This is a genomic window from Burkholderia sp. Tr-862 (assembly GCF_011753085.1).
GTDB lineage: Bacteria > Pseudomonadota > Gammaproteobacteria > Burkholderiales > Burkholderiaceae > Burkholderia > Burkholderia ambifaria.
Map to the genome: position 1 here is coordinate 1 of NZ_VWWG01000065.1, position 22360 is coordinate 22360.

General features: G+C 67.3%; 22 protein-coding genes. 14 read left to right on the forward strand and 8 right to left on the reverse strand.

What is annotated here, in order from left to right; all coding sequences use genetic code 11:
• Both F3J14_RS18675 and F3J14_RS18680 read left to right on the forward strand, forming a co-directional pair.
• A partial coding sequence (locus F3J14_RS18675) for an ABC transporter permease subunit (RefSeq protein WP_166724272.1) occupies nt 1-701 on the forward strand: 701 nt, incomplete at its 5' end.
• A 4-nt stretch (nt 702-705) separates the two neighbouring features.
• Nucleotides 706-1479, forward strand: coding sequence for an ABC transporter ATP-binding protein (locus F3J14_RS18680; RefSeq protein WP_166724273.1), 774 nt, complete (start codon nt 706-708; stop codon nt 1477-1479).
• Nucleotides 1480-1525: 46 nt separating this feature from the next.
• Here F3J14_RS18680 and F3J14_RS18685 read toward each other — a convergent pair whose 3' ends face one another.
• The 4 genes from F3J14_RS18685 to F3J14_RS18700 all read right to left on the reverse strand — a co-directional run bounded on the left by F3J14_RS18685 (nt 1526) and on the right by F3J14_RS18700 (nt 4054).
• Entirely contained in the window at nt 1526-1996 is a 471-nt protein-coding gene (locus tag F3J14_RS18685) for an Lrp/AsnC family transcriptional regulator (RefSeq protein WP_006754321.1), read from the reverse strand.
• A 306-nt stretch (nt 1997-2302) separates the two neighbouring features.
• Nucleotides 2303-2944 carry an NAD(P)H-binding protein gene (locus F3J14_RS18690; RefSeq protein WP_166724274.1) on the reverse strand — a complete coding sequence of 214 codons (642 nt, stop codon included), beginning with the start codon at nt 2942-2944 and terminating at the stop codon, nt 2303-2305.
• 133 nt (nt 2945-3077) lie between these two features.
• Nucleotides 3078-3533, reverse strand: coding sequence for an Rrf2 family transcriptional regulator (locus F3J14_RS18695; RefSeq protein WP_006754319.1), 456 nt, complete (start codon nt 3531-3533; stop codon nt 3078-3080).
• A gap of 92 nt (nt 3534-3625) precedes the next feature.
• Nucleotides 3626-4054: a hypothetical protein gene (locus F3J14_RS18700; protein WP_166724275.1), complete on the reverse strand. Its 429-nt coding sequence runs from the start codon at nt 4052-4054 to the stop codon at nt 3626-3628.
• 193 nt (nt 4055-4247) lie between these two features.
• Here F3J14_RS18700 and F3J14_RS18705 point away from each other — a divergent pair, with 193 nt between their 5' ends.
• The 10 genes from F3J14_RS18705 (at nt 4248) to F3J14_RS18750 (ending at nt 16395) form a co-directional block, all read left to right on the forward strand.
• Nucleotides 4248-4628: a hypothetical protein gene (locus F3J14_RS18705; protein ID WP_166724276.1), complete on the forward strand. Its 381-nt coding sequence runs from the start codon at nt 4248-4250 to the stop codon at nt 4626-4628.
• Nucleotides 4629-4634: 6 nt separating this feature from the next.
• The gene (locus tag F3J14_RS18710) at nt 4635-5285 is read left to right on the forward strand and encodes a DUF502 domain-containing protein (protein ID WP_166724277.1); all 651 of its coding nucleotides are present in this window, start codon (nt 4635-4637) and stop codon (nt 5283-5285) included.
• Between the two features lie 67 nt (nt 5286-5352).
• A complete protein-coding gene (gene aspS, locus F3J14_RS18715; protein WP_011657896.1) occupies nt 5353-7155 on the forward strand; it encodes an aspartate--tRNA ligase in 1803 nt (600 codons plus the stop codon).
• 157 nt (nt 7156-7312) lie between these two features.
• Complete coding sequence (gene nudB, locus F3J14_RS18720; protein WP_166724278.1) at nt 7313-7807, forward strand: dihydroneopterin triphosphate diphosphatase; 495 nt, start codon at nt 7313-7315, stop codon at nt 7805-7807.
• Nucleotides 7804-9078 carry a cardiolipin synthase ClsB gene (gene clsB / locus F3J14_RS18725; RefSeq protein ID WP_166724279.1) on the forward strand — a complete coding sequence of 425 codons (1275 nt, stop codon included), beginning with the start codon at nt 7804-7806 and terminating at the stop codon, nt 9076-9078. Before nudB ends, clsB begins: the two co-directional genes overlap by 4 nt.
• 188 nt (nt 9079-9266) lie before the next feature.
• A complete protein-coding gene (locus tag F3J14_RS18730; RefSeq protein WP_006751498.1) occupies nt 9267-9866 on the forward strand; it encodes a TetR/AcrR family transcriptional regulator in 600 nt (199 codons plus the stop codon).
• A 58-nt stretch (nt 9867-9924) separates the two neighbouring features.
• A complete protein-coding gene (locus F3J14_RS18735; RefSeq protein ID WP_166724280.1) occupies nt 9925-11712 on the forward strand; it encodes an acyl-CoA dehydrogenase C-terminal domain-containing protein in 1788 nt (595 codons plus the stop codon).
• A 113-nt stretch (nt 11713-11825) separates the two neighbouring features.
• Nucleotides 11826-14261, forward strand: a complete 2436-nt coding sequence (locus F3J14_RS18740) for a 3-hydroxyacyl-CoA dehydrogenase/enoyl-CoA hydratase family protein (RefSeq protein WP_166724281.1) — start codon at nt 11826-11828, stop codon at nt 14259-14261.
• 75 nt (nt 14262-14336) lie between these two features.
• The gene (locus tag F3J14_RS18745) at nt 14337-15536 is read left to right on the forward strand and encodes an acetyl-CoA C-acyltransferase (protein WP_166724282.1); all 1200 of its coding nucleotides are present in this window, start codon (nt 14337-14339) and stop codon (nt 15534-15536) included.
• A 91-nt stretch (nt 15537-15627) separates the two neighbouring features.
• Nucleotides 15628-16395 (forward strand): enoyl-CoA hydratase, encoded by a 768-nt coding sequence (locus tag F3J14_RS18750; protein WP_166724283.1) that lies wholly within the window; start codon nt 15628-15630, stop codon nt 16393-16395.
• 49 nt (nt 16396-16444) lie between these two features.
• Here the strand turns inward: F3J14_RS18750 and fdhD are convergent, their stop codons facing one another.
• Nucleotides 16445-17269 (reverse strand): formate dehydrogenase accessory sulfurtransferase FdhD, encoded by an 825-nt coding sequence (fdhD, locus tag F3J14_RS18755; protein WP_166724284.1) that lies wholly within the window; start codon nt 17267-17269, stop codon nt 16445-16447.
• Between the two features lie 120 nt (nt 17270-17389).
• Between fdhD and F3J14_RS18760 the strand changes: the two genes are divergently transcribed.
• Nucleotides 17390-17872: a nitrate reductase associated protein gene (locus F3J14_RS18760; RefSeq protein WP_166724285.1), complete on the forward strand. Its 483-nt coding sequence runs from the start codon at nt 17390-17392 to the stop codon at nt 17870-17872.
• Between the two features lie 54 nt (nt 17873-17926).
• Here F3J14_RS18760 and F3J14_RS18765 read toward each other — a convergent pair whose 3' ends face one another.
• Complete coding sequence (locus F3J14_RS18765) at nt 17927-18322, reverse strand: acyl-CoA thioesterase (RefSeq protein ID WP_105785017.1); 396 nt, start codon at nt 18320-18322, stop codon at nt 17927-17929.
• A gap of 175 nt (nt 18323-18497) precedes the next feature.
• Between F3J14_RS18765 and F3J14_RS18770 the strand changes: the two genes are divergently transcribed.
• Complete coding sequence (locus F3J14_RS18770; RefSeq protein WP_166724286.1) at nt 18498-20369, forward strand: ABC transporter ATP-binding protein/permease; 1872 nt, start codon at nt 18498-18500, stop codon at nt 20367-20369.
• A 106-nt stretch (nt 20370-20475) separates the two neighbouring features.
• Here F3J14_RS18770 and murU read toward each other — a convergent pair whose 3' ends face one another.
• Together murU and F3J14_RS18780 are read right to left on the reverse strand one after the other, a co-directional pair.
• The gene (gene murU, locus F3J14_RS18775) at nt 20476-21195 is read right to left on the reverse strand and encodes an N-acetylmuramate alpha-1-phosphate uridylyltransferase MurU (protein WP_166724287.1); all 720 of its coding nucleotides are present in this window, start codon (nt 21193-21195) and stop codon (nt 20476-20478) included.
• A gap of 34 nt (nt 21196-21229) precedes the next feature.
• On the reverse strand, nt 21230-22279 hold the full coding sequence (locus F3J14_RS18780) for a phosphotransferase (RefSeq protein WP_166724288.1): 1050 nt from the start codon (nt 22277-22279) through the stop codon (nt 21230-21232).
• Between the last annotated feature and the right edge of the window lie 81 nt (nt 22280-22360).

Genomic DNA, 22360 nt, shown 5'->3' on the forward strand with positions numbered 1-22360 from the left:
TCGGCAAGCGGCTGCATCTCGTCGGCGGCGTGTCGGCGCAATTGCTGACCGGGCTCGCGAACACGCTGACGATCGCCGCCGCCGCGACCGTCACCACACTTGCCTGCGGGCTCGTCGTCGCATGGGCGGCACGCGCGCGGCGCGACAGCGCACCTGCGGGCCCTGCTCGCGTGTGTGCACGCATCGCATGCCTCGGCTATGCGGTGCCGGGCACCGTGCTTGCCATCGGCCTGCTGATCCCGTTCGCGGCGGCCGACCGGCTGCTCGGCGCGGCGCTCGGCCGCGACGGGCTGCTGCTGATGGGTTCGGCGGCCGCGCTCGTGATCGCGTACACCGTGCGCTTTCTCGCGATCTCGACCGGCAGCATCGAAGCGGGCCTCGCGCGCATTCCGCCGTCGCTCGAACAGGCCGCGCGCTCGCTCGGCGAGACGGCCGGCGGCACGCTGCGCCGCGTGCACCTGCCGCTGCTGCGACCCGCGCTCACGACGAGCGCCCTGCTCGTCTTCGTCGACGCGATGAAGGAGCTGCCGGCGACCCTGCTGCTGCGCCCGCTGAATTTCGACACGCTCGCGACCTGGCTGTATGCGGAAGCCGCGCGCGGCACCTATGAGGAAGGCGCGGTCGCCGCGCTCGCGATCGTGCTGGCCGGGCTCGTGCCCGTGATCCTGCTCGCGCGCACCCGTCACAAGATCGGAGCCTGACATCGTGAACCTGCTCGAACTCGACGACCTCTGCGTCGCCTACGACACGCCGCACGGCCGCCGCACGGTGGTCGACGGGCTGAGCCTCGCGCTGCCGCGCGGCGACATCGGCTGCCTGCTCGGCGCCTCGGGCTGCGGCAAGACCACCGTGCTGCGCGCGATCGCGGGTTTCGAGCCCGTGCGCATGGGGCGCATCGTGCTGGACGGCACGCCCGTCGCGGCGCCGTCGCTCGACGTGCCGCCCGAGCGGCGGCGCATCGGGATGATGTTCCAGGACTACGCGCTGTTTCCGCACCTGAGCACGGCCGACAACGTCGCGTTCGGCCTGCGGCGCATGCCGAAGGCCGAACGGCGTACCCGCGTCGCGGACATGCTGGAACTCGTCGGTCTCGCCGATGCGGCTCACGCGTATCCGCACGAACTGTCGGGCGGCCAGCAGCAGCGCGTCGCCCTCGCCCGCGCGCTCGCGCCGTCGCCGGAACTGCTGCTGCTCGACGAGCCGTTCTCGAATCTGGACGTCGATACGCGCGAGCGGCTCGCGTTCGAACTGCGCGACATCCTGAAGCGCACGGGTCATACCGCGATCCTCGTCACGCACAACCAGGCGGAAGCGTTCGCGATCGCCGACCGGATCGGCGTGATGAAGGATGGCCGGCTCGCGCAATGGGACACGCCGTACGCGGTGCACCATCATCCGGCCAGCCCGTTCGTCGCGGAGTTCGTGCGCCGCGACGCGCTGGCGGACGAACGCGCCCGGGCGCTGGCACGCGGCCGCTAAGCGCGATGACGAGGACGGCGCACTCTGTTCGAGCCGCCGGACCGCGCTACGCCGGTTCTGACAGATCGCGCACCGGCAGCGCGGTCGAATACTTGATCTGCTCCATCGCGAACGACGAGCTCACGTCGAACAGCGGCACCGCGCGGATCAGCTGCTTGTAGACGCGATCGTAATCGTCGATGCCGGCCACCACGACCCGCAGCAGATAGTCGGTCTCGCCGCTCATCCGGTACACCTCGACGACTTCCGGCATGTCGCGCACGGCCTGAGTGAAACGCTGCGCCCACTCCTCGGTGTGCTGGTTCGTGCGAATCGCGACGAACACGGTCGTGCCGACCCCGAGCTTGCGTGGATCGCACAGCGCGACCTGCGCGCGGATCGCGCCGGTTTCCTTCAGCCGCTGCACGCGCTTCCAGCAGGGCGTCTGCGACAGATTTACGCGCTGCGCGAGTTCCGCGATCGGCAATGTAGCATCTGCCTGCAACAGCTCCAGCAGCTTGCGATCGATGGCATCCATTTCCCCAGTCCTTCGTAGATAGAAATTTTTTCTATACATCGTGCATGACGGGGAACGATATGGAAACCGCTGCGCGGCGTCGACCGGGATAAATACCAATCAGCTGGGGATACGCCGCGATGCGCGGAATCCCGCGCGTGTCGGGCTGGTCGATGAGTGCCACCCCAAATGAAAACAGGCGATCCCACCCGTCGAGGTGGAATCGCCTGAAGTCGTTGCGACCGCGCTGGCAGCCGGGCGCTTACGAATGCTCACGGATGCTCACGGAGAATGCGGCACGCGGGCGCCGCCTTGCCGCGATGTCGCTCAATACGCGACCGTCGCGATCTCGCGCACGAAGCTGTCTTGCTCGAGCGCATCGACGAACGCGACCGCGTAGTCTTCCGCCGAGATCTTGCTGTTGCCCTGCGCGTCCACGATCAGCTTGCCAACGCCCGTGCGGAACGTGCCCGTGCGCTCGCCCGGCGCGATCAGGGCGGCCGGCGCGAAGAAGGTCCAGTCGAGATCGCCGACCGTTTCCAGATAGTCGAGCGCATCGCGGTGCGCGAGCGCGACCGCCTTGTACGCGTCCGGGAAACCTTCGGTGTCGACCAGCTGCTTGCCCGGCGCGACTTCGAGCGAACCGGCGCCGCCCACCACCACGAGCCGCTTCAGGCCCGCCTGACGCGTGCCGGCAACCAGCGCCTTTGCCGCCGCGACGACCTTCGCGGCATCGTCCTGCTTCGGACCGTACGCGCTCGCGACGACGTCGTGACCCGGCAGCGCGGCCGCGATGCTGGCCGCATCGAACAGGTCGGCCGCCTTCGCGACGATGCCGTCGCCGGATGCGCCCGGGTGGCGCGACAGCGCGGTCACGCGATGGCCGCGGCGCGCGGCTTCCGCGGCGATGCGCGAACCGATCATCCCGGTGGCGCCAAACAGTGCGATGTTCAGGGTACGTTGCGTCATGTCAATTCTCCAGAAAGAAAAGTAACTAAAGTAATTACATATAAGACCGAAAAAAAACGGAGCGAAACTCCGTCGTGCCGGCCGCCGCGCGTGCGCGCCGTCCGGCCCCCTGCCCTGCGTCATCCATTGCCTGTCACCCGCCGGCGCTTCCCGCGGGCCGGCTGCGGTGCTCCGATTCGAGCACGTCGGCCGTGACGTCCGCGAGCGTGCGCGTGGCAAGCGACGCTTCCATCGCGCGCTGCGCATCGCCGATGTAGTCGATCAGCACGCCCTGGATGTGCCGCCCGACGAGACACGCGGGATTCGGCGCCTCGCGATGCAATGCGAACAACTGCGCATCGTCGACCGCGCGATACACGTCGAGCAGCGTGATCTCGCCCGGCTCGCGCGCCAGCAGCGCACCGCCGCCCGCGCCGAGCTGCGACGTGGTCAGCCCCGCCGCCGCCAGCATCGACAGCAGACGGCGAATCAGCGCCGGATTCGTGTTCACGCTGCCCGCGATGATGTCGGACGACAGCGGCGCGCCTTCCTGCATCGACAGCAAGGCAAGCACGTGAACGGCAAACGCGAACCGGCTGCTGGTATTCATTCCTCACTCACCTGACGACGCCGGCCCGAACGGCAGCCGGCGACAATGTGTAACCACTATAATTACATTTTACGGATTGCGCAAGTGCCGGGTTACTCGCCGCTGGCAGGCTTCGCGCCGGACGCATTCTGCTGGCTCCACTGCTGCAGCTTCTTGCCGGCCTCCGCCATTTTCGCGCCCGCTTCGGACGCCGCATGCGCGACGACCGCGGAAGCGGCCGCATCGAGCTGCGCTTGCGCGGCCGACGCGAGGCCGCTCGCGGACAGCGGCGGCACGGCCGAGGCCGCACTCGCGATGCCGGCCTTCGCGGCATTGAGCTGCTGGTTGACGGTGCTCGCCACCTGGTCGAGCGCCTTGGCCGCGTTGTTGGCGGCATCGGTGGCCGCGCTCGCGGCCGTATCGGCTTGCTGGGCCGGCGTGCCGGACTTCTCGCAGCCTGCGAGCAACAGCACCGCACCGACGGCCGCGGCCGCCAGCACGAACCCGGGCGCGCGACGCGCCCGCGAAGTCTTCATCTTCATCAGCAATCTCCGGCCGTGCGCCGCACGGCCTGAATGGTTGGACCGATGCCGATGATACCGCTTGTGGAACAGGGCCACTGACCACTCCCGATTAAAAATGCCTTTCAATTTCGGATTCGTCTGATTCAATCGCGCGCGCGCCGACACTAAAGTGGGCAGCCTTTCATCCGCTCCGTCCGCTTCCCGCTTCTTCATGGCTTTCCTCATCGACTGGTTCATCGCACTGGCCGCCGTGCTCGCCGCCACCCTGTTCCTGTGTCTTCGCTCGCCGTCCGCGACGTGCCTGCGTGCCGTCGGGCGCCCGCGCCGCGTGGCGTGCGCGCGCATGCTCGCTCAAGCGGTGATCGGCTTCTGGACGGCCGCGCTGATCGTCGCGCAAGGGATCCTCGGCCCCGACGGCGACGGCCAGTCGCACGCGGGCGTCGCCGCGCTCACGTTCGCGGCACTCGGGCTCGCGGCCGTCGCCGCCTACTGGTCCGCCTGCGCGCTGCGGCTGCGGCGGCCGCCGCCGGCAGTTGACAGTCGCGGCCCGTCCGGGCCGCGTCCACACCGCGCTTCCGGCGCGGTTCATTGACGGCAGATGATGAAAAAGACGACCCTGAAATCGGTGTTTCTGACCGGCCTGCTGGTTCTCGTCCCGCTCGCGATCACGCTGTGGGTGCTCGGTCTCATCATCGGCACGATGGACCAGACGCTGCTGCTGCTGCCCGAATCATGGCAGCCGGAGCGGATGCTCGGCTTCCGCCTGCCGGGGATCGGCGCGGTACTGACGCTCGCGTTCATCTTCGTCGTCGGGCTGGCCACGCAGAACTTCATCGGCCAGAAGCTCGTCACGTGGTGGAACGCGGTCGTGCGTCACATCCCGGTCGTCGGGCCGATCTACACGAGCGTCAAGCAGGTGTCGGACACGCTGCTGTCGAGCAGCGGCAACGCATTCCGCAAGGCGCTGCTGATCGAATACCCGCGTCGCGGCTCGTATACGATCGCGTTTCTGACCGGCGCGCCCGGCGGCGACGTGGTCAACCATCTGACGGAAGAGTACGTGAGCGTGTACGTGCCCACGACACCGAACCCGACGTCGGGCTTCTTCCTGATGCTCCCGAAGAGCGAAGTCATCGAACTCGACATGTCGGTCGATGCCGCGCTCAAGTACATCGTCTCGATGGGCGTCGTGGCGCCTTCGGCGCCGGCTCCGGTGCCCGCCCGCCGCCCTGTCGAGCCGCCGCTGTAAGTAAAGAATCATCGCCCGGGCCGCGCATTGCGGCACCCGTTGATCAAACCGAACGAAAGCAAACATCATGTCGATGCGTACTGAATACTGCGGTCTCGTGACCGAACACCTGCTGGGCCAAACCGTGTCGCTGTGCGGCTGGGTGCAGCGCCGCCGCGATCACGGCGGTGTGATCTTCATCGACCTGCGCGATCGTGAAGGCCTCGTGCAGGTGGTGTGCGACCCGGATCGCGCGGAAATGTTCGCGACCGCCGAAGGCGTGCGCAACGAGTTCTGCGTGCAGATCAAGGGTCTCGTGCGCAACCGTCCGGAAGGCACGGTCAACGCCGGCCTGAAGAGCGGCAAGATCGAAGTGCTGTGTCACGAACTGAACGTGCTGAATGCGTCGGTCACGCCGCCGTTCCAGCTCGACGACGACAACCTGTCGGAAACGACGCGCCTCACGCACCGCGTGCTCGACCTGCGCCGTCCGCAGATGCAGCACAACCTGCGCCTGCGCTACCGCGTCGCGATCGAAGCGCGCAAGTACCTCGACGAGCAGGGCTTCATCGACATCGAAACGCCGATGCTGACGAAGAGCACGCCGGAAGGCGCGCGCGACTACCTCGTGCCGTCGCGCGTGAACGCGGGCCAGTTCTTCGCGCTGCCGCAGTCGCCGCAGCTGTTCAAGCAGCTGCTGATGGTCGCGAACTTCGACCGTTACTACCAGATCACCAAGTGCTTCCGCGACGAAGACTTGCGCGCCGACCGCCAGCCGGAATTCACGCAGATCGACTGCGAGACGTCGTTCCTCGGCGAGCAGGAAATCCGTGACCTGTTCGAAGACATGATCCGTCACATCTTCAAGACGACGATCGACGTCGAACTCGACGCGACATTCCCGGTGATGCCGTACTCGGAAGCGATGGCGCGTTTCGGTTCGGACAAGCCGGACCTGCGCGTGCAGCTCGAATTCACCGAGCTGACCGACGCGATGAAGGACGTCGACTTCAAGGTGTTCAGCACGCCGGCCAACGCGAAGGACGGCCGTGTCGCGGCGCTGCGCGTGCCGAAGGGCGGCGAGCTGTCGCGCGGCGACATCGACGGCTACACGGAATTCGTGCGCATCTACGGCGCGAAGGGCCTCGCATGGATCAAGGTCAACGAGAAGGCGAAGGGCCGCGACGGCCTGCAGAGCCCGATCGTCAAGAACCTGCACGACGCATCGATCGCGGCGATCCTCGAGCGCACCGGTGCTGAAGACGGCGACATCATCTTCTTCGCGGCCGACCGCGCGAAGGTCGTCAACGACAGCCTCGGCGCGCTGCGCCTGAAGATCGGCCATTCGGAATTCGGCAAGGCGAACGGCCTCGTCCAGGCCGGCTGGAAGCCGCTGTGGGTCGTCGATTTCCCGATGTTCGAATACGACGACGAAGACGCGCGCTACGTCGCGGCGCACCACCCGTTCACGAGCCCGAAGGACGAGCACCTCGAATACCTCGAGACCGATCCGGGCCGCTGCCTCGCGAAGGCCTACGACATGGTGCTGAACGGCTGGGAAATCGGCGGCGGCTCGGTGCGTATCCACCGCGAGGAAGTGCAGAGCAAGGTGTTCCGCGCGCTGAAGATCGGTGCGGAAGAAGCGCAGCTGAAGTTCGGCTTCCTGCTGGACGCGCTGCAGTACGGCGCGCCGCCGCACGGCGGTATCGCGTTCGGTCTCGACCGCATCGTCACGATGATGGCCGGTGCCGACTCGATCCGCGACGTGATCGCGTTCCCGAAGACGCAGCGTGCGCAGGATCTGCTCACGCAGGCGCCGAGCCCGGTCGACGAGCGTCAGCTGCGCGAACTGCACATCCGTTTGCGTCAGCCGGAACAGCCGAAGGCGTAACGCCTGTCGCAGGTCGTGCGCGCGGCGACGCGCGCACGACACCCCAACGAAACAGGCGCCGCGATGCGCCTGTTTCGTTTTTTGCGGTACAGTCGCACCACTTGCCGCACGTTCGGGCACAGGCCCGGCGCACGGCCCTGTGTCGCATGAAACAAAGATGACGAAGCCGCCGAAAATTCCCGAATCCGTTCTCGTCGTGATCTACACGCCCGAACTCGACGTGCTGGTGATCAAGCGTGCCGACCAGCCCGATTTCTGGCAATCGGTGACCGGATCGAAGGACGCGCTCGACGAGCCGCTCGCGCTCACCGCCGCGCGCGAAGTCGCCGAGGAAACCGGCATCCTGGTCGGTACGCACGACGTGCCGGCCTCCGCGCTGATCGACTGGCACCACCGGATCGAATACACGATCTATCCGCAATACCTGCATCGCTATGCGCCGGGCGTCACGCGCAACGTCGAGCACTGGTTCGGCCTGTGCGTGCCGCACCGCGTCGACGTGACGCTGTCGCCGCGCGAGCATGTCGACCATGCGTGGCTGCCGTACCGCGAAGCGGCCGCGCGCTGCTACTCGCCGTCGAACGCCGAGGCGATCCTGCAACTGCCCGTGCGCGCGTCGCTCGCGCGGGCGCCGCACGGTTCGTCCGCATGAATGCGGAAACCCGCAAGCGCTTCGCGCAATTGCGGCAGATGTTCCTGCAGGAACGCGGCTCCGCGTCGCGGCTCGCGTTCACGGCCGGCAACACGGTGCGGTTGTGCACGACCGGCGGCGAATTCTTCCACGCGCTGATCGAGCGGATCGATGCGGCGCGCGAGCAGGTGATGCTCGAAACCTACATCTTCTGCGACGATGCGGCCGGCCGCCCGGTGTCGGATGCGCTGATCCGCGCGGCGCAGCGCGGCGTGCGCGTGCGCGTGATCACCGACGGCATCGGCACCGCGCGCCTGCCGCTGTTCGACACGTGGGCCGACGCCGGCGTCGAGCACTGCATCTACAACCGCTTCCTGTTCGGCCGCTTCGGCTTTTCGCGCACGCACCGCAAGCTCGCGGTGATCGATCATGCGGTCGCGTACTGCGGCGGCATCAATATCGTCGACGACTTCACGCAGGGCAGCGCGACGCTGCCGTATCCGCGCTGGGATTTCGCGGTCGAGATGGCCGGGCCGGCGGTGTCGGACGTGCGCGCCGCGTTCGAGCTGCAGTGGCACCGCATCCAGTTCGGCCACAAGCCGTACGCGCAGTACGCGGCCGGCCTGCACGGCGGCGAAGCGTTCCCGGACATGTTCCGGCGCTGGATGCGCAGCCACCGATGGATCAAGGCCGGCGCGCTGCGGGTCGTTACCGAGCCGAGCGTCGCGTTCGTCGCGCGCGACAACGTCGTGAACCGCCGCGCGATCGAGAAGGCGTATCTCGCCGCGATCGGCCAGGCGCGTCAGCGGATCCTGCTCGCGAACCCGTATTTCATGCCGGGCCGCAAGCTGCGCCGTGCGCTGACGGGCGCCGCGCGGCGCGGCGTCGACGTGCGGATCCTGATCGGCCGCAAGGAGTTCACGGCGCTCGATACGGCCGTGCCGTTCCTCTATCACGCACTGCTGCGCGCGGGCGTGCGCGTGGCGGAATATGACAAGACGATCCTGCACGGCAAGGTCGCGGTGATCGACGACAACTGGGCGACGGTCGGTTCGTCGAATCTGGACGCGCTGAGCCTGATGCTCAACAATGAGGCCAATGTCGTGCTGGTGCGCTACGATGCGCTCACCAACGAGCTGCGCGACGCGATCACGATCGCATTCGCCGAAGGCCGCGAAATCGACGCCACCCGGTACGCCGCCCGGCCGCGCATCGAGCGTATGCTGAACTGGCTTGCGTACAACACGTACCGCGTCGTGATGAAGGCGTTGACAGTCGGCGGTTACGACTAAGCATTCGCTTCAAAAATCTGTCCGCACGTTCGTGCGGAAAAGCCGCTCCGGCCCCGCCGGAATCGCGCAAAATAGCGGCTCGGTTAGACACCGGTTTCTAATAATTTCCTTGTTTCGCGAGCGGCCGCACTCAATAATAGTACGGCCGTTCGATTTTATTCGACCCCCCGAACGGTTAAGAAAAAGCTATGCGAAAAGGCGAACAGACGCGTGCCGCGATACTCGAAGCTGCTTTGGACCTCGCCAGCCGTGACGGGCTGGAGGGGCTGACGATCGGCCTGCTGGCCGAGCGCATGCAGATGAGCAAGAGCGGTGTGTTCGCGCACTTCGGATCGCGCGAAGACCTCCAGGTCGAGGTCGTCCGCGAATATCACCATCGTTTCGAAAACGAGGTGTTCTTTCCGAGCCTGCGCGAGCCGCGAGGCTTGCCGCGCCTTCGGGCGATGCTGGCTCGCTGGACGGAGAAGCGCATCCAGGAGGTGACGACCGGATGCATCTACATCAGCGGAGCCGTCGAGTACGACGACCGGCCTGACAGCCCCGTGCGCGAGCAGTTGATCGCAAGCGTGACGGCCTGGCGTGCCGCGATGCTGCGTGCCATTTCGCAGGCGAAGGAAGAAGGCCATCTGCGTGCGGATACCGATCCGGACCTGATGCTCTTCGAGTTGTACAGCTTCACGCTCGGTTTGCATCACGACGCACGATTCCTGCATTCGCCGGATGCCGTGCGCCTCACGTGGGCCGCGCTGGAAAAGACGATCGTTTCGTATCAGAGCGAGAGCCGTTAGCGGCGCGTGAACCGCCCGCCAGGAGCTCGAGCCGTTTTGCCCACCTTTGGAGAGAGTCATGGGACAGTACGCCGCGCCGCTGCGCGACATGCAATTCGTGTTGCACGAGCTTCTGAACGTCGAAGCCGAGGTCAAGCAAATGCCGCGGCATGCGGACCTCGACGCCGACACGATCAACCAGGTTCTCGAGGAGGCGGGCAAGTTCTGCTCCGAGGTACTGTTCCCGCTGAACCAGGTCGGCGACCGCGAAGGCTGCACGTATGAAGGCGACGGCGTCGTGAAGACCCCGACCGGCTTCAAGGAAGCGTATCGGCAGTACGTCGAGGCCGGCTGGCCGGCGCTCGGCTGCGATCCGGACTACGGCGGCCAGGGCCTGCCCGCGTTCGTGAACAACGCGCTCTACGAAATGCTGAACTCGGCGAACCAGGCATGGACGATGTATCCGGGCCTGTCGCACGGCGCCTACGAATGCCTGCACGCGCACGGCGCGCCGGAACTGCAGCAGCAATATCTGCCGAAGCTCGTGTCGGGCGAATGGACGGGCACGATGTGCCTGACCGAGCCGCACTGCGGCACCGACCTCGGCATCCTGCGCACCAAGGCCGAGCCGAACGGCGATGGCTCGTACTCGATCAGCGGCACGAAGATCTTCATCTCGAGCGGCGAGCACGACATGTCGAAGAACATCGTCCACCTCGTGCTCGCGCGCCTGCCGGACGCGCCGCAAGGCACGAAGGGGATCTCGCTGTTCATCGTGCCGAAGTTCGTGCCGGACGCCGCGGGCGAGCCGGGCGAGCGCAACGGCATCAAGTGCGGCTCGATCGAGCACAAGATGGGCATCCACGGCAACTCGACGTGCGTGATGAACCTCGACAACGCGAAGGGCTGGATGGTCGGCGAGCCGAACAAGGGCCTCAACGCGATGTTCGTGATGATGAACGCCGCGCGTCTCGGCGTCGGCATGCAGGGCCTGGGCCTGACGGAAGTCGCCTACCAGAATTCGCTGACGTACGCGAAGGAACGCCTGCAGATGCGCTCGCTGACGGGCCCGAAGGCACCGGACAAGCCGGCCGACCCGATCATCGTGCACCCGGACGTGCGCCGCATGCTGCTCACGCAGAAGGCCTACGCGGAAGGCGCGCGCGCCTTCACGTACTGGTCCGCGCTGCAGATCGACAAGGAACTGTCGCACGGTGACGAAGCGGTGCGCAAGGAAGCGGCCGACCTCGTCGCGCTGCTCACGCCGATCATCAAGGCGTTCCTGACCGACAACGCGTTCGAGTCGACCAACCACGCCATGCAGATCTACGGCGGCCACGGCTTCATCTCCGAATGGGGCATGGAGCAGTACGTGCGCGACGCGCGGATCAACATGATCTACGAAGGCACGAACTCGATCCAGTCGCTCGACCTGCTGGGCCGCAAGGTGCTCGGCGACATGGGCGCGAAGCTGAAGAAGTTCGGCAAGCTCGTCACCGAATTTGCGGAAGCCGAAGGCGTGAAGCCGGAGATGGCCGAGTTCATCAACCCGCTCGCCGACATCGGCGACAAGGTGCAGAAGCTGACGATGGAAATCGGCATGAAGGCGATGCAGAACCCGGACGAAGTCGGCGCCGCCGCCGTGCCGTACCTGCGCACCGTCGGCCATCTGGTGTTCTCGTACTTCTGGGCGCGCATGGCGCGCCTCGCCCTCGACAAGGAAGCGTCGGGCGACCCGTTCTACAAGTCGAAGCTCGCGACGGCCCGCTTCTACTTCGCGCGCCTGCTGCCCGAGACGGCAGCGACGATCCGCGCCGCGCGCGCCGGTTCGAAGACGCTGATGGAAGTCGACGAATCGCTGTTCTGACGCGAGTCGGGGCGGTGCGCGCCGCGCGCCGCCCCGACGCAACGGTTCCTGGTACTCACTTCGCCGTGCAGCCCTTACAACCCGCGCTGCACGACACTATCCGGAGACATCCCGTGAGCAATTTCCTGATTCGCAAGGTCGCCGTGCTGGGCGCCGGCGTGATGGGCGCGCAGATCGCCGCCCACCTCGTCAACGCGCGCGTGCCGGTGCTGCTGTTCGACCTGCCGGCCAAGGAAGGCCCGAAGAACGCGATCGCGCTGAAGGCGATCGAGAACCTGAAGAAGCTGTCGCCCGCGCCGTTCGGCGTGAAGGACGACGCGAAATACCTCGAAGCCGCGAACTACGAGGACGACATCGCGAAGCTCGCCGAATGCGACGTCGTGATCGAAGCGATCGCCGAGCGGATGGACTGGAAGCACGACCTGTACAAGAAGGTCGCGCCGCACATCGCGCCGAATGCGATCTTCGCGACCAACACGTCGGGCCTGTCGATCACGAAGCTGTCCGAAGGTTTCTCGGACGAACTGAAGTCGCGCTTCTGCGGCGTGCACTTCTTCAACCCGCCGCGCTACATGCACCTGGTCGAGCTGATCCCGACCGCGCATACGCGTGCCGACATCCTCGACCAGCTCGAAACGTTCCTGACGAGCATCGTCGGCAAGGGCGTCGTGCGCGCGAAGGACACGCCGAACTTCATCGCGAACCGCGTCGGCATCTTCTCGATCCTCGCGGTGATCACCGAGGCCGCGAAGTTCGGCCTGCGCTTCGACGAAGTCGACGATCTGACGGGCAGCCGCCTCGGCCGCGCGAAGTCGGCGACGTTCCGCACCGCGGACGTGGTCGGCCTCGACACGATGGCGCACGTGATCAAGACGATGCAGGACAACCTCGCCGACGATCCGTTCTTCCCGGTCTACCAGACGCCTGCCGTGCTCGCCGAGCTGGTGAAGCAGGGCGCGCTCGGCCAGAAGACGGGCGGTGGTTTCTACAAGAAGGAAGGCAAGGCGATCAAGGTGCTCGACGCGAAGACGGGCACCTACGTGGATGCGGGCGCGAAGGCGGACGAAACCGTCGGCCGCATCCTGAAGCGCCCGCCGGCGGAGCGCCTGAAGCTGCTGCGTGAAACGGATCATCCGCACGCGCAGTTCCTGTGGTCGATCTTCCGTGACGTGTTCCACTACATCGGCGTGCACCTCGAGTCGATCGCCGACAACGCGCGCGACGTCGACCTCGCGATCCGCTGGGGCTTCGGCTGGAACGAAGGCCCGTTCGAAGGCTGGCAGGCCGCCGGCTGGAAGCAGGTCGCCGAGTGGGTGCAGGAAGACATCGCGGCCGGCAAGGCGCTCGCGAACGTGCCGCTGCCGTCGTGGGTGCTCGAAGGCCCGGTCGCCGAGCAGGGCGGCGTGCACACGGCCGAAGGCTCGTGGGCGCCGGCGTCGAAGCGCTTCGTGCCGCGTTCCGACCTGGCCGTCTACGGCAGGCAGGTGTTCCGCGCGCCGCTCATCGGCGAAACCGGCGCCGACCCGAAGTCGTACGGCAAGACGCTGTTCGAAACCGACGCGGTGCGTGCGTGGGTCGATGATCGCGCGGGCGAGGACGACGTCGTGATCGTGTCGTTCAAGTCGAAGATGAACACGATCGGGCCGAGCGTGATCGACGGCCTCGTGCAGGCGATCGAACTCGCGGAGAAGGATTACAAGGGCGTGGTGATCTGGCAGCCGACGTCGCTGAAGCTCGGCACGCCGGGCGGCCCGTTCTCGGCCGGCGCGAACCTCGAAGAGGCGATGCCCGCGTTCATGATGGGCGGCGCGAAGGGCATCGAGCCGTTCGTGAAGAAGTTCCAGGAAGGCATGCTGCGCGTGAAGTACGCGAACGTGCCGGTCGTCGCGGCCGTGTCGGGCATCGCGCTCGGCGGCGGTTGCGAGCTGATGCTGCACAGCGCGAAGCGCGTCGTGCACGTCGAGAGCTACATCGGTCTCGTCGAAGTGGGCGTCGGCCTCGTGCCGGCGGGCGGCGGCCTGAAGGAAGCGGCGCTGCGCGCGGCGGAGGCGGCAACGGCCGCGAACGCGACCACCGACATCCTGAAGTTCGTCACGAAGTCGTTCGAGAACGCGGCGATGGCGAAGGTGTCGTCGTCGGCGCACGATGCGCGCGCGATGGGCTACCTGAAGCCGTCCGACACGATCGTCTTCAACGTGTTCGAACTGCTCGACACCGCGAAGAAGGAAGCGCGTGCGCTGGCCGCCGTCGGCTATCGCGCGCCGCTGCGCGCGAAGGACGTGCCGGTGGCGGGCCGCTCGGCGATCGCGACGATCAAGGCATCGCTCGTCAACATGCGTGACGGCCGCTTCATCAGCGATCACGACTACCTGATCGCGAGCCGCATCGCCGAAGCCGTGTGCGGCGGCGACGTCGAAGCCGGCAGCCTCGTCGACGAGCAGTGGCTGCTCGCGCTCGAGCGCCGTGCGTTCGTCGAGCTGCTCGGCACGCAGAAGACGCAGGAACGGATCATGGGCATGTTGCAGACCGGCAAGCCGGTGCGCAACTGAGTGAGCGAGTGCATAGCATGGGACCAGAGTAAGCGCTGAAGCGCCAACTCTGGTCGACAGGCCAAGGAGTTTCAAATGAGCAAACAACTGCAAGATGCATACATCGTCGCCGCCAGCCGCACCCCGATCGGCAAGGCCCCGCGCGGTGTCTTCAAGAACACGCGCCCCGACGAGCTGCTGGTTCACGCGATCAGGTCGGCGGTCGCGCAGGTGCCCGGCTTCGACACGAAGCTGATCGAGGACGCGATCATCGGCTGCGCGATTCCGGAAGCCGAGCAGGGCCTGAACGTCGCGCGGATGGGCGCGCTGCTCGCGGGCCTGCCGCAGACGGTCGGCGGCGTGACGGTCAACCGCTTCTGCGCGTCGGGCATCACGGCGCTGGCGATGGCGGCCGACCGCATCCGCGTCGGCGAATCCGACGCAATGCTCGCGGGCGGCTGCGAATCGATGAGCATGGTGCCGATGATGGGCAACAAGCCGTCGATGTCGCCGCACATCTTCGATCGCAGCGAAGACTTCGGCATCGCGTACGGGATGGGCCTGACCGCCGAGCGCGTCGCCGAGCAGTGGAAGGTGAGCCGCGAAGACCAGGACGCGTTCTCGGTCGAATCGCACCGCAAGGCGCTCGCCGCGCAGCAGGCCGGCGAGTTCGGCGACGAAATCGCCGCGTACACGCTCACCGAGCGTTTCCCGAACCTCGCGACGGGCGAAGTCGACGTGAAGACGCGCGAGATCGCGCTCGACGAAGGTCCGCGCGCGGATACGTCGCTCGAAGGCCTCGCGAAGCTGCGCACGGTGTTCGCGAACAAGGGCTCGGTCACGGCCGGCAACAGCTCGCAGACGTCGGACGGCGCGGGTGCGCTGCTCGTCGTGTCGGAGAAGGTGCTCAAGGAATTCAACCTGACGCCGCTCGCGCGCTTCGTGAGCTTCGCGGTGCGCGGCGTGCCGCCCGAAATCATGGGCATCGGTCCGAAGGAAGCGATTCCGGCCGCGCTGAAGGCCGCGGGCCTGAAGCAGGACGATCTCGACTGGATCGAGCTGAACGAGGCATTTGCCGCGCAGTCGCTGGCGGTGATCCGCGATCTCGGCCTCGACCCGTCGAAGGTCAACCCGGTCGGCGGCGCGATCGCCCTCGGCCACCCGCTCGGTGCGACCGGCGCGATCCGCGCGGCGACCGTCGTGCACGGCCTGCGCCGCCGCAACCTGAAGTACGGGATGGTCACGATGTGCGTCGGCACCGGCATGGGTGCGGCGGGCATCATCGAACGCCTGTAAGCGGGACGCGACGACAAGCGACGACGGTGCGCGGGCCACAAGCTCGCGCACCGTTTTTTCATTCCGGTAGAGGAAGTCAAAGGAGACGGTTGTGGCCGAAATTCAAGTGGAACGCGCCGACGGCGTGATGACGATCACGATCGCACGCCCGGCGAAGAAGAACGCGCTGACGGCGGCGATGTACCAGACGATGGCCGATGCGCTCGCCGACGCGCAGGAAGACAAGGCGATCCGCGTGATCCTGCTGCGCGGCAGCGATGGCAACTTCAGCGCGGGGAACGATCTCGAGGATTTCCTGAAGACGCCGCCGAAGGACGAGAACGCGTCGGTGTTTCAGTTTCTCGCGCGGATCAGCCAGGCAAGCAAGCCGATCGTCGCCGCGGTGCCGGGCGTCGCGGTCGGCGTCGGCGTGACGATGCTGCTGCACTGCGACCTCGTCTACGCGGCCGACGTCGCGACGTTCTCGCTGCCGTTCGCGCAGCTCGGGCTGTGCCCGGAAGCCGCGTCGAGCGCGCTGCTGCCGCGTCTGGCCGGCCATCAGGTCGCGGCCGAGAAGCTGCTGCTCGGCGAAGCGTTCGATGCGCTGGAAGCGCACCGGATCGGCATCGTCAATCGCGTGCTGCCGGCCGCCGAGCTCGACGCATTCGCGGCGAAACAGGCCGCGAAGCTCGCGGCGCTGCCGGCGTCGTCGCTGCGCGTGACGAAGGCGCTGTTGAAGGATACGGGCGGGGTCGCGGTTGCCGCGCGGATGGCCGAGGAAGCCGGCCACTTCTCCGCGATGCTGCGCGCGCCGGAAGCGCGCGAGGCGATGACCGCGTTCTTCGAGAAGCGCAAGCCGGATTTCCGTCAGTTCGACTGACGCAGCGGCCCGCGCCGGCACCGAACCGCCGGCGCCCGGAGGGCCGGCGTCAGGCCGTGCCGTAATCGACGTGGCCGGTTTCGCGGCAGAAGCTGACGAGCCGCAGACCGGCCGCCTTTGCGATCTCGATCGCGAGCGACGATGGGGCGGAGATCGTCGCGACCATCGGGATGCCGACCCTGGCCGACTTGCGCACGAGCTCGTAGCTTGCCCGGCTCGACAGGAACACGAAGCCGTCGGTCGCGTCGGCGCGTGCCAGCACGAGCGAGCCGATCAGCTTGTCGAGTGCGTTGTGACGGCCGACATCCTCGAACGCCATTCGGATCGTGCCTGTTGCGTCGCACCATGCGGCCGCATGCAGGCCGCCGGTGAGCCGCGTGAGGGCCTGATGGGCCGGCAGCGTGTGGGCCGCGCGCGCGAGCGCGTCGGGCGCGAGGCGCGCGAGAAAGCCGGTGTCGGGCACCCGTTCGGGCGCGAGATCGAGCAGGTCGATGCTTTCGATTCCGCACACGCCGCAGCCGGTGCGCCCGGCAAGCGCGCGGCGCCGGTCCTTCAGCGCGGCGAACGCCTGCTGGACCACCTCCAGGTGCACCTCCGCGTGCGGCAGCGGCGCGTCGGCGTGCAGGATCACGTCGATGTCCTTGATGTCGCTGCCGCGTTCGACGATCCCTTCCGAGATCGCGAAACCGACCGCGAACGCCTCGAGGTCGCGCGGCGTGCACATCATCACTGCGTGCGAGATGCCGTTGAAGACCAGCGCGACCGGCCATTCCTGGCCGACGTAGTCGTGGGCGGTCTCGACCGCGCCGCCGCGCGTGCGGCGCACGGACAGCTCGATCGCGCCGCGCGGTTCGTCTGTTTCAGTCGGATTCACGAGCACTCCCGTTGATTCGAGGCAGGGGCGGCGACGATCGTGTCCGCCGCTTGCGCGCAGAGGTTCTAAAATACCCCAGGCAGGCCGGCCGCGCCGGCATCCGCCACTCGGGTAATGACCATGGGACTCAGCGACGCTCCGCTGCTATTCAATTTCGAACACGATTCGTCGGAAAACCTGACGTACATTCCGATGATCGTGCGTTTCAATCTCGACCGCTTCGGTCTGCGGATTTCACTGGAGCAGTGGCAGCTGCTGCCGCTCGAGGACCGCAAGCTGCTCGCGCGCTTTCCGGCCGACGACGACACCATGATCGAGCCCAATTTCGATCACGCGCTGTTCGAAATGCTGCGCACGCATGCCGATCTCGAACCCTCGTGGTTCCAGCCGGACGAGCAGCCAAGCTGGCGCGCGACCGACACGGTGCCGGATGCGCTCGTGCAGCAGAGCGCGCTGGCCGGGCTGCCGGCGCCCGCGCTCGCGCAGTGGCAGCGGCTCGCGCCGTTCCAGCGCTACGTGCTGATGAAGCTGTCGCGCAAGCCGAAGCTCAATCACGACTTCGTGCCGGCGATGCGGGAGTTCGGGCTGACGGCCACGCACTGACGGGCCCCGGGGAGCGCCGCATGCGGCGCCGCGCCGCGGCGCGGCGCGTGCGGATCAGAGCGGCGGCAGTTGACGCGGCTTGCGGTCGGGGCCGGTCGCGACATAGGTGAGCGTCGCTTCGGTCACCTTCACGATTTCGCCCATCAGGCGCATGCGCTGCGCGTAGACCTCGACGTCGACCGTCACCGACGTGTTGCCGGTGCGCGTGATGGTGGCGTAGAAGCTCAGCAGGTCGCCGACGAACACCGGCTGCTTGAACACGAATGAATTGACCGCGACCGTCGCGACGCGGCCGTTCGCCCGCTGGCTCGCGGGGATCGAGCCGGCGATGTCGACCTGCGACATGATCCAGCCGCCGAACACGTCGCCGTGGACGTTGGCGTCGTGCGGTTGCGGGACGACGCGCAGCGCGGGCTGGTTTTGCGGAAGTTCGAGGGTCGAATCGGTCATGGCGGGGGCTTTCATCCTGTAATAAATTTGCCGCCGCGCGCAGCCCAGCCGGCGAGGGCGCCGGCAGCGGCGCGAAGCGGCTTCTGCGACAATACAACGTTCGCAAATTGTACGAGAAAGCGGGCGAGTCGGCCGCCGCAGCACGCGTCCGGCAGCGCCGCCGATCCTTCCCCCCATGCGCCGATATTCCGCTTCCGGCGAGCCCGCGCCGGCTCCGACCGGGCCCCGCAACGACTGGCAGACCATCCGGTCGCTGCTGCCGTACCTGGCCACCTACAAATGGCGCGTCGCGCTCGCGCTCGGCTGCCTGATCGGTGCGAAGGTCGCGAACCTCGGCGTGCCGGTCGTGATGAAGCGCATCGTCGATCACCTGTCCGCCGTGCAGCAGCTCACCGCGCTCGGCCGCGCCGAGCAGTCGGCCGGCATCGTGCTCGCGGGCGGCGTCGGCCTGCTGGTCGTCGCGTATGCGTTCGTGCGGCTGTCGACGTCGCTCTTCACCGAGCTGCGCGAGATCCTGTTCTCGAAGGTCACTGAGAGCGCGGTGCGCCAGCTCGCGCTGCAGGTGTTCCGGCATCTGCACGGGCTGTCGCTGCGCTTCCACCTCGAACGCCAGACGGGCGGCATGTCGCGCGACATCGAGCGCGGTACGCGCGGCATCCAGCAGCTGATTTCCTATTCGCTGTACAGCATCCTGCCGACGCTCGTCGAGGTCGGGCTCGTGCTCGGCTTCTTCGTGGTCAAGTACGAGGCGTACTACGCGTACGTGACGTTCGCGGCGCTCGTCACGTACATCGTGTTCACCGTGAAGGTCACCAACTGGCGCACGCACTTTCGCCGCACGATGAACGAGCTCGATTCGCGCGCGAACTCGCGGGCGATCGATTCGCTGATCAACTACGAGACGGTGAAGTACTTCGGCAACGAGGAGTGGGAGGCGCAGCGCTACGACGAGAACCTGAAGCGCTACCGCAAGGCCGCGATCCGCTCGCAGAACTCGCTGTCGGTGCTGAACTTCGGCCAGCAGGCGATCATCGGCACCGGGCTCGTGTTCATCCTGTGGCGTGCGACGCAGGGCGTGCTGGCGGGCAAGCTGACGCTCGGCGATCTCGTGCTGATCAACACGTTCATGCTGCAGTTGTACATTCCGCTGAATTTTCTCGGCGTCGTGTATCGCGAGCTGAAGCAGAGCCTCACCGACATGGACCGGATGTTCGGGCTGCTGTCGGCCGCGAAGGAAGTCCCGGACGCGCCTGACGCGCGGCCGCTCGCGGTGGCCGGCGCGCAGGTGCGCTTCGAGCACGTGAACTTCTCGTACGAAGCGTCGCGGCAGATCCTGCACGACGTGACGTTTACGATCGACGCGGGCACGACGACCGCGGTGGTCGGTCACAGCGGTTCCGGCAAGTCGACGCTGTCGCGCCTGCTGTTCCGCTTCTACGATCTCGACCGGCAGGCGGGCGGTGCGATCCGGATCGACGGCCAGGACATCCGCGACGTCACGCAGGACTCGCTGCGCGCGTCGATCGGGATCGTGCCGCAGGACACCGTGCTGTTCAACGATTCGATCTACTACAACATCGCGTACGGCCGGCCGACCGCGAGCCGCGACGAGGTGATCGCGGCCGCGCGCGCCGCGCACATCCACGAATTCATCGAGAGCTTGCCGAAGGGCTATGACACGCCGGTCGGCGAGCGCGGGCTGAAGCTGTCGGGCGGCGAGAAGCAGCGCGTCGCGATCGCGCGCACGCTGCTGAAGGATCCGCCGGTGCTGCTGTTCGACGAGGCGACGTCGGCGCTCGATTCGCGCTCGGAGCGCGCGATCCAGCAAGAGCTCGACCAGATCGCGCGGCACCGCACGACGCTCGTGATCGCGCACCGGCTGTCGACGGTCGTGCATGCGCAGCAGATTCTCGTGATGGATCACGGGCGGATCGTCGAGCGCGGCACCCACGACGAGCTCGTGCGCGCGGACGGACTCTATGCGCAAATGTGGGCGCTGCAGCAACAGCGCGCTGCGGCGGGCGGAGAGGCGGCCGAGGCCGCGTGAGCGTGACTGCCCGCGCGCGGCGCGAGCGGGTGGTTCGCCGGCCGTCCGGTATCGGGCGGCGTTGCGCGGTCACCGCCGGATAGCCCGGCGGGCGGCCGCGAAACGCTCAGCCAGCGGCGCGCAGCCGCGCGTCGAGTTCGCCGAGCTGCGTGGGCGTGCCGACGTTCTCCCAGATACCTTCATACAATTCGCCGGTCGCGCGGCCGGCCTCGATGGTCGCCCTGAAGTAGGGCGACAGCGCGCGGTGCGTGCCGGGCACGATGTCGCGGAACATCCGCGTGTCGTACACGCCGATGCTGCCGAACGTGACGCGCGGGGCGCCGGCCAGCGCGAGCAAGCCGTCGTCGCGGAGCACGAAATCGCCGTCCGGATGGAACGGCGGGTTCGGCACCATCACGAGATGCATCGCGGGCGCGTCGAGCGTGGCCATTTGAGCGGCGCGGGCGGCGAGCGTCCGGTAGTCGAATGTGCAGTACACGTCGCCCGCGACGCCCGCGAACACCGTGGGCCGGCCGTCGCGCTCGAGCAGCGGCAGCGCCTGCGCGATGCCGCCGGCGGTTTCCAGCGCGTCGCCTTCGGCCGAATACACGAGGCGCACGTCCCAGCGGGAGCCGTCGCCGAGCGTCGCCTCGAACTGTTCGCCGAGCCACGCGTGGTTGATCACGATCGTCTCGATGCCCGCGCGGGCGAGTGCTTCGATCTGCCAGACGATCAGCGGCTTGCCGCCGGCTTCGAGCAGCGGCTTCGGGCGGGCGTCGGTCAGCGGGCGCATCCGGTCGCCGCGCCCGGCGGCGAAGATCATCGCCGTGGTCAGGGTAGTGCTCATGTTGTTCGGCTGAATGTGAGAGCGGTCAGAACGGTCAGAACGTGTAGCCGACGTCGGCCGCGGCCTTGCCCTCGAGCTCGTCGAGCAGCTTCGCGAACGGCACGAGCGGGCGGTAGCGCAGCGCGACCTTGCGCGCATAGGCGAGGAAGCGCGGCAGGTCGTTCAGGTAGTGCGGCTTGCCGTCGCGGTAGTTGATGCGCGCGAACAGGCCGAGAATCTTGATGTGGCGCTGCAGCCCCATCCATTCGAGCTGGCGGTAGAACTCGCCGAAGTCCGGATCGACCGGCAGACCGGCCTTCTTCGCCCGTTCCCAGTAGTACGCGAAGCAGTCGAGCTCGAACTCTTCGTCCCAGCTGATGAACGCGTCGCGCAGCAGCGACACGACGTCGTAGGTCAGCGGCCCGTACACGGCGTCCTGGAAGTCGAGCACGCCCGGGTTCGGCTCGCAGACCATCAGGTTGCGCGGCATGAAATCGCGCAGCATGAAGCCCTGCGGCTGCGCATGGGCGCTCGCGACCAGCAGCGCGAAGGTGCGCTCGAGCGTGCCGCGCATCGCGTCGGTGACGGGCCTGCCGAGGTGCCGGCCGATGAACCATTCGGGCAGCAGCTCCATCTCGCGGCGCAGGAACGCCTCGTCGAACGGCGGCAGCACGTCCGGCCGCGACGTCAGCTGGAAGCGGATCAGCGCGTCGAGCGCGTCGCGCATCAGCGGGCGTGCCGCGACCGGATCGGCCGGATCGAGCACCGAGATGTACGACGTGCGGCCGAGGTCGGTCACGAGCATGAAGCCCGCGTCGAAATCGTGGGCCAGCACGTCCGGCACGTGGTCGCCGGCCGCGGCGAGCAGTTGCGCGACCTGGACGAATTCGCGGCACTTCTCGGGCGGCGGCGCGTCGACGGCGATCAGCGAGCCGCCGGGGCTCGTGGCCGACGCGACGCGGAAATAGCGGCGGAAACTGGCGTCCGACGACGCGGGTGCGAGGGTCGACAGGTCGAGGGCGAAGCGCTCGGCGAGCGGGCGCAGCCACGCGGTCAGTGCTTCGAGGCGGGCGTCGGGCTGGGATGCGGCGGATGGGGGCGTCATGAAACTCGGCGGAGGGGGGAACGTCTTGCCATATAATACCCCACGACTTTTTTGACGCGCCCCGCGTCAGCTTGCGCCGCG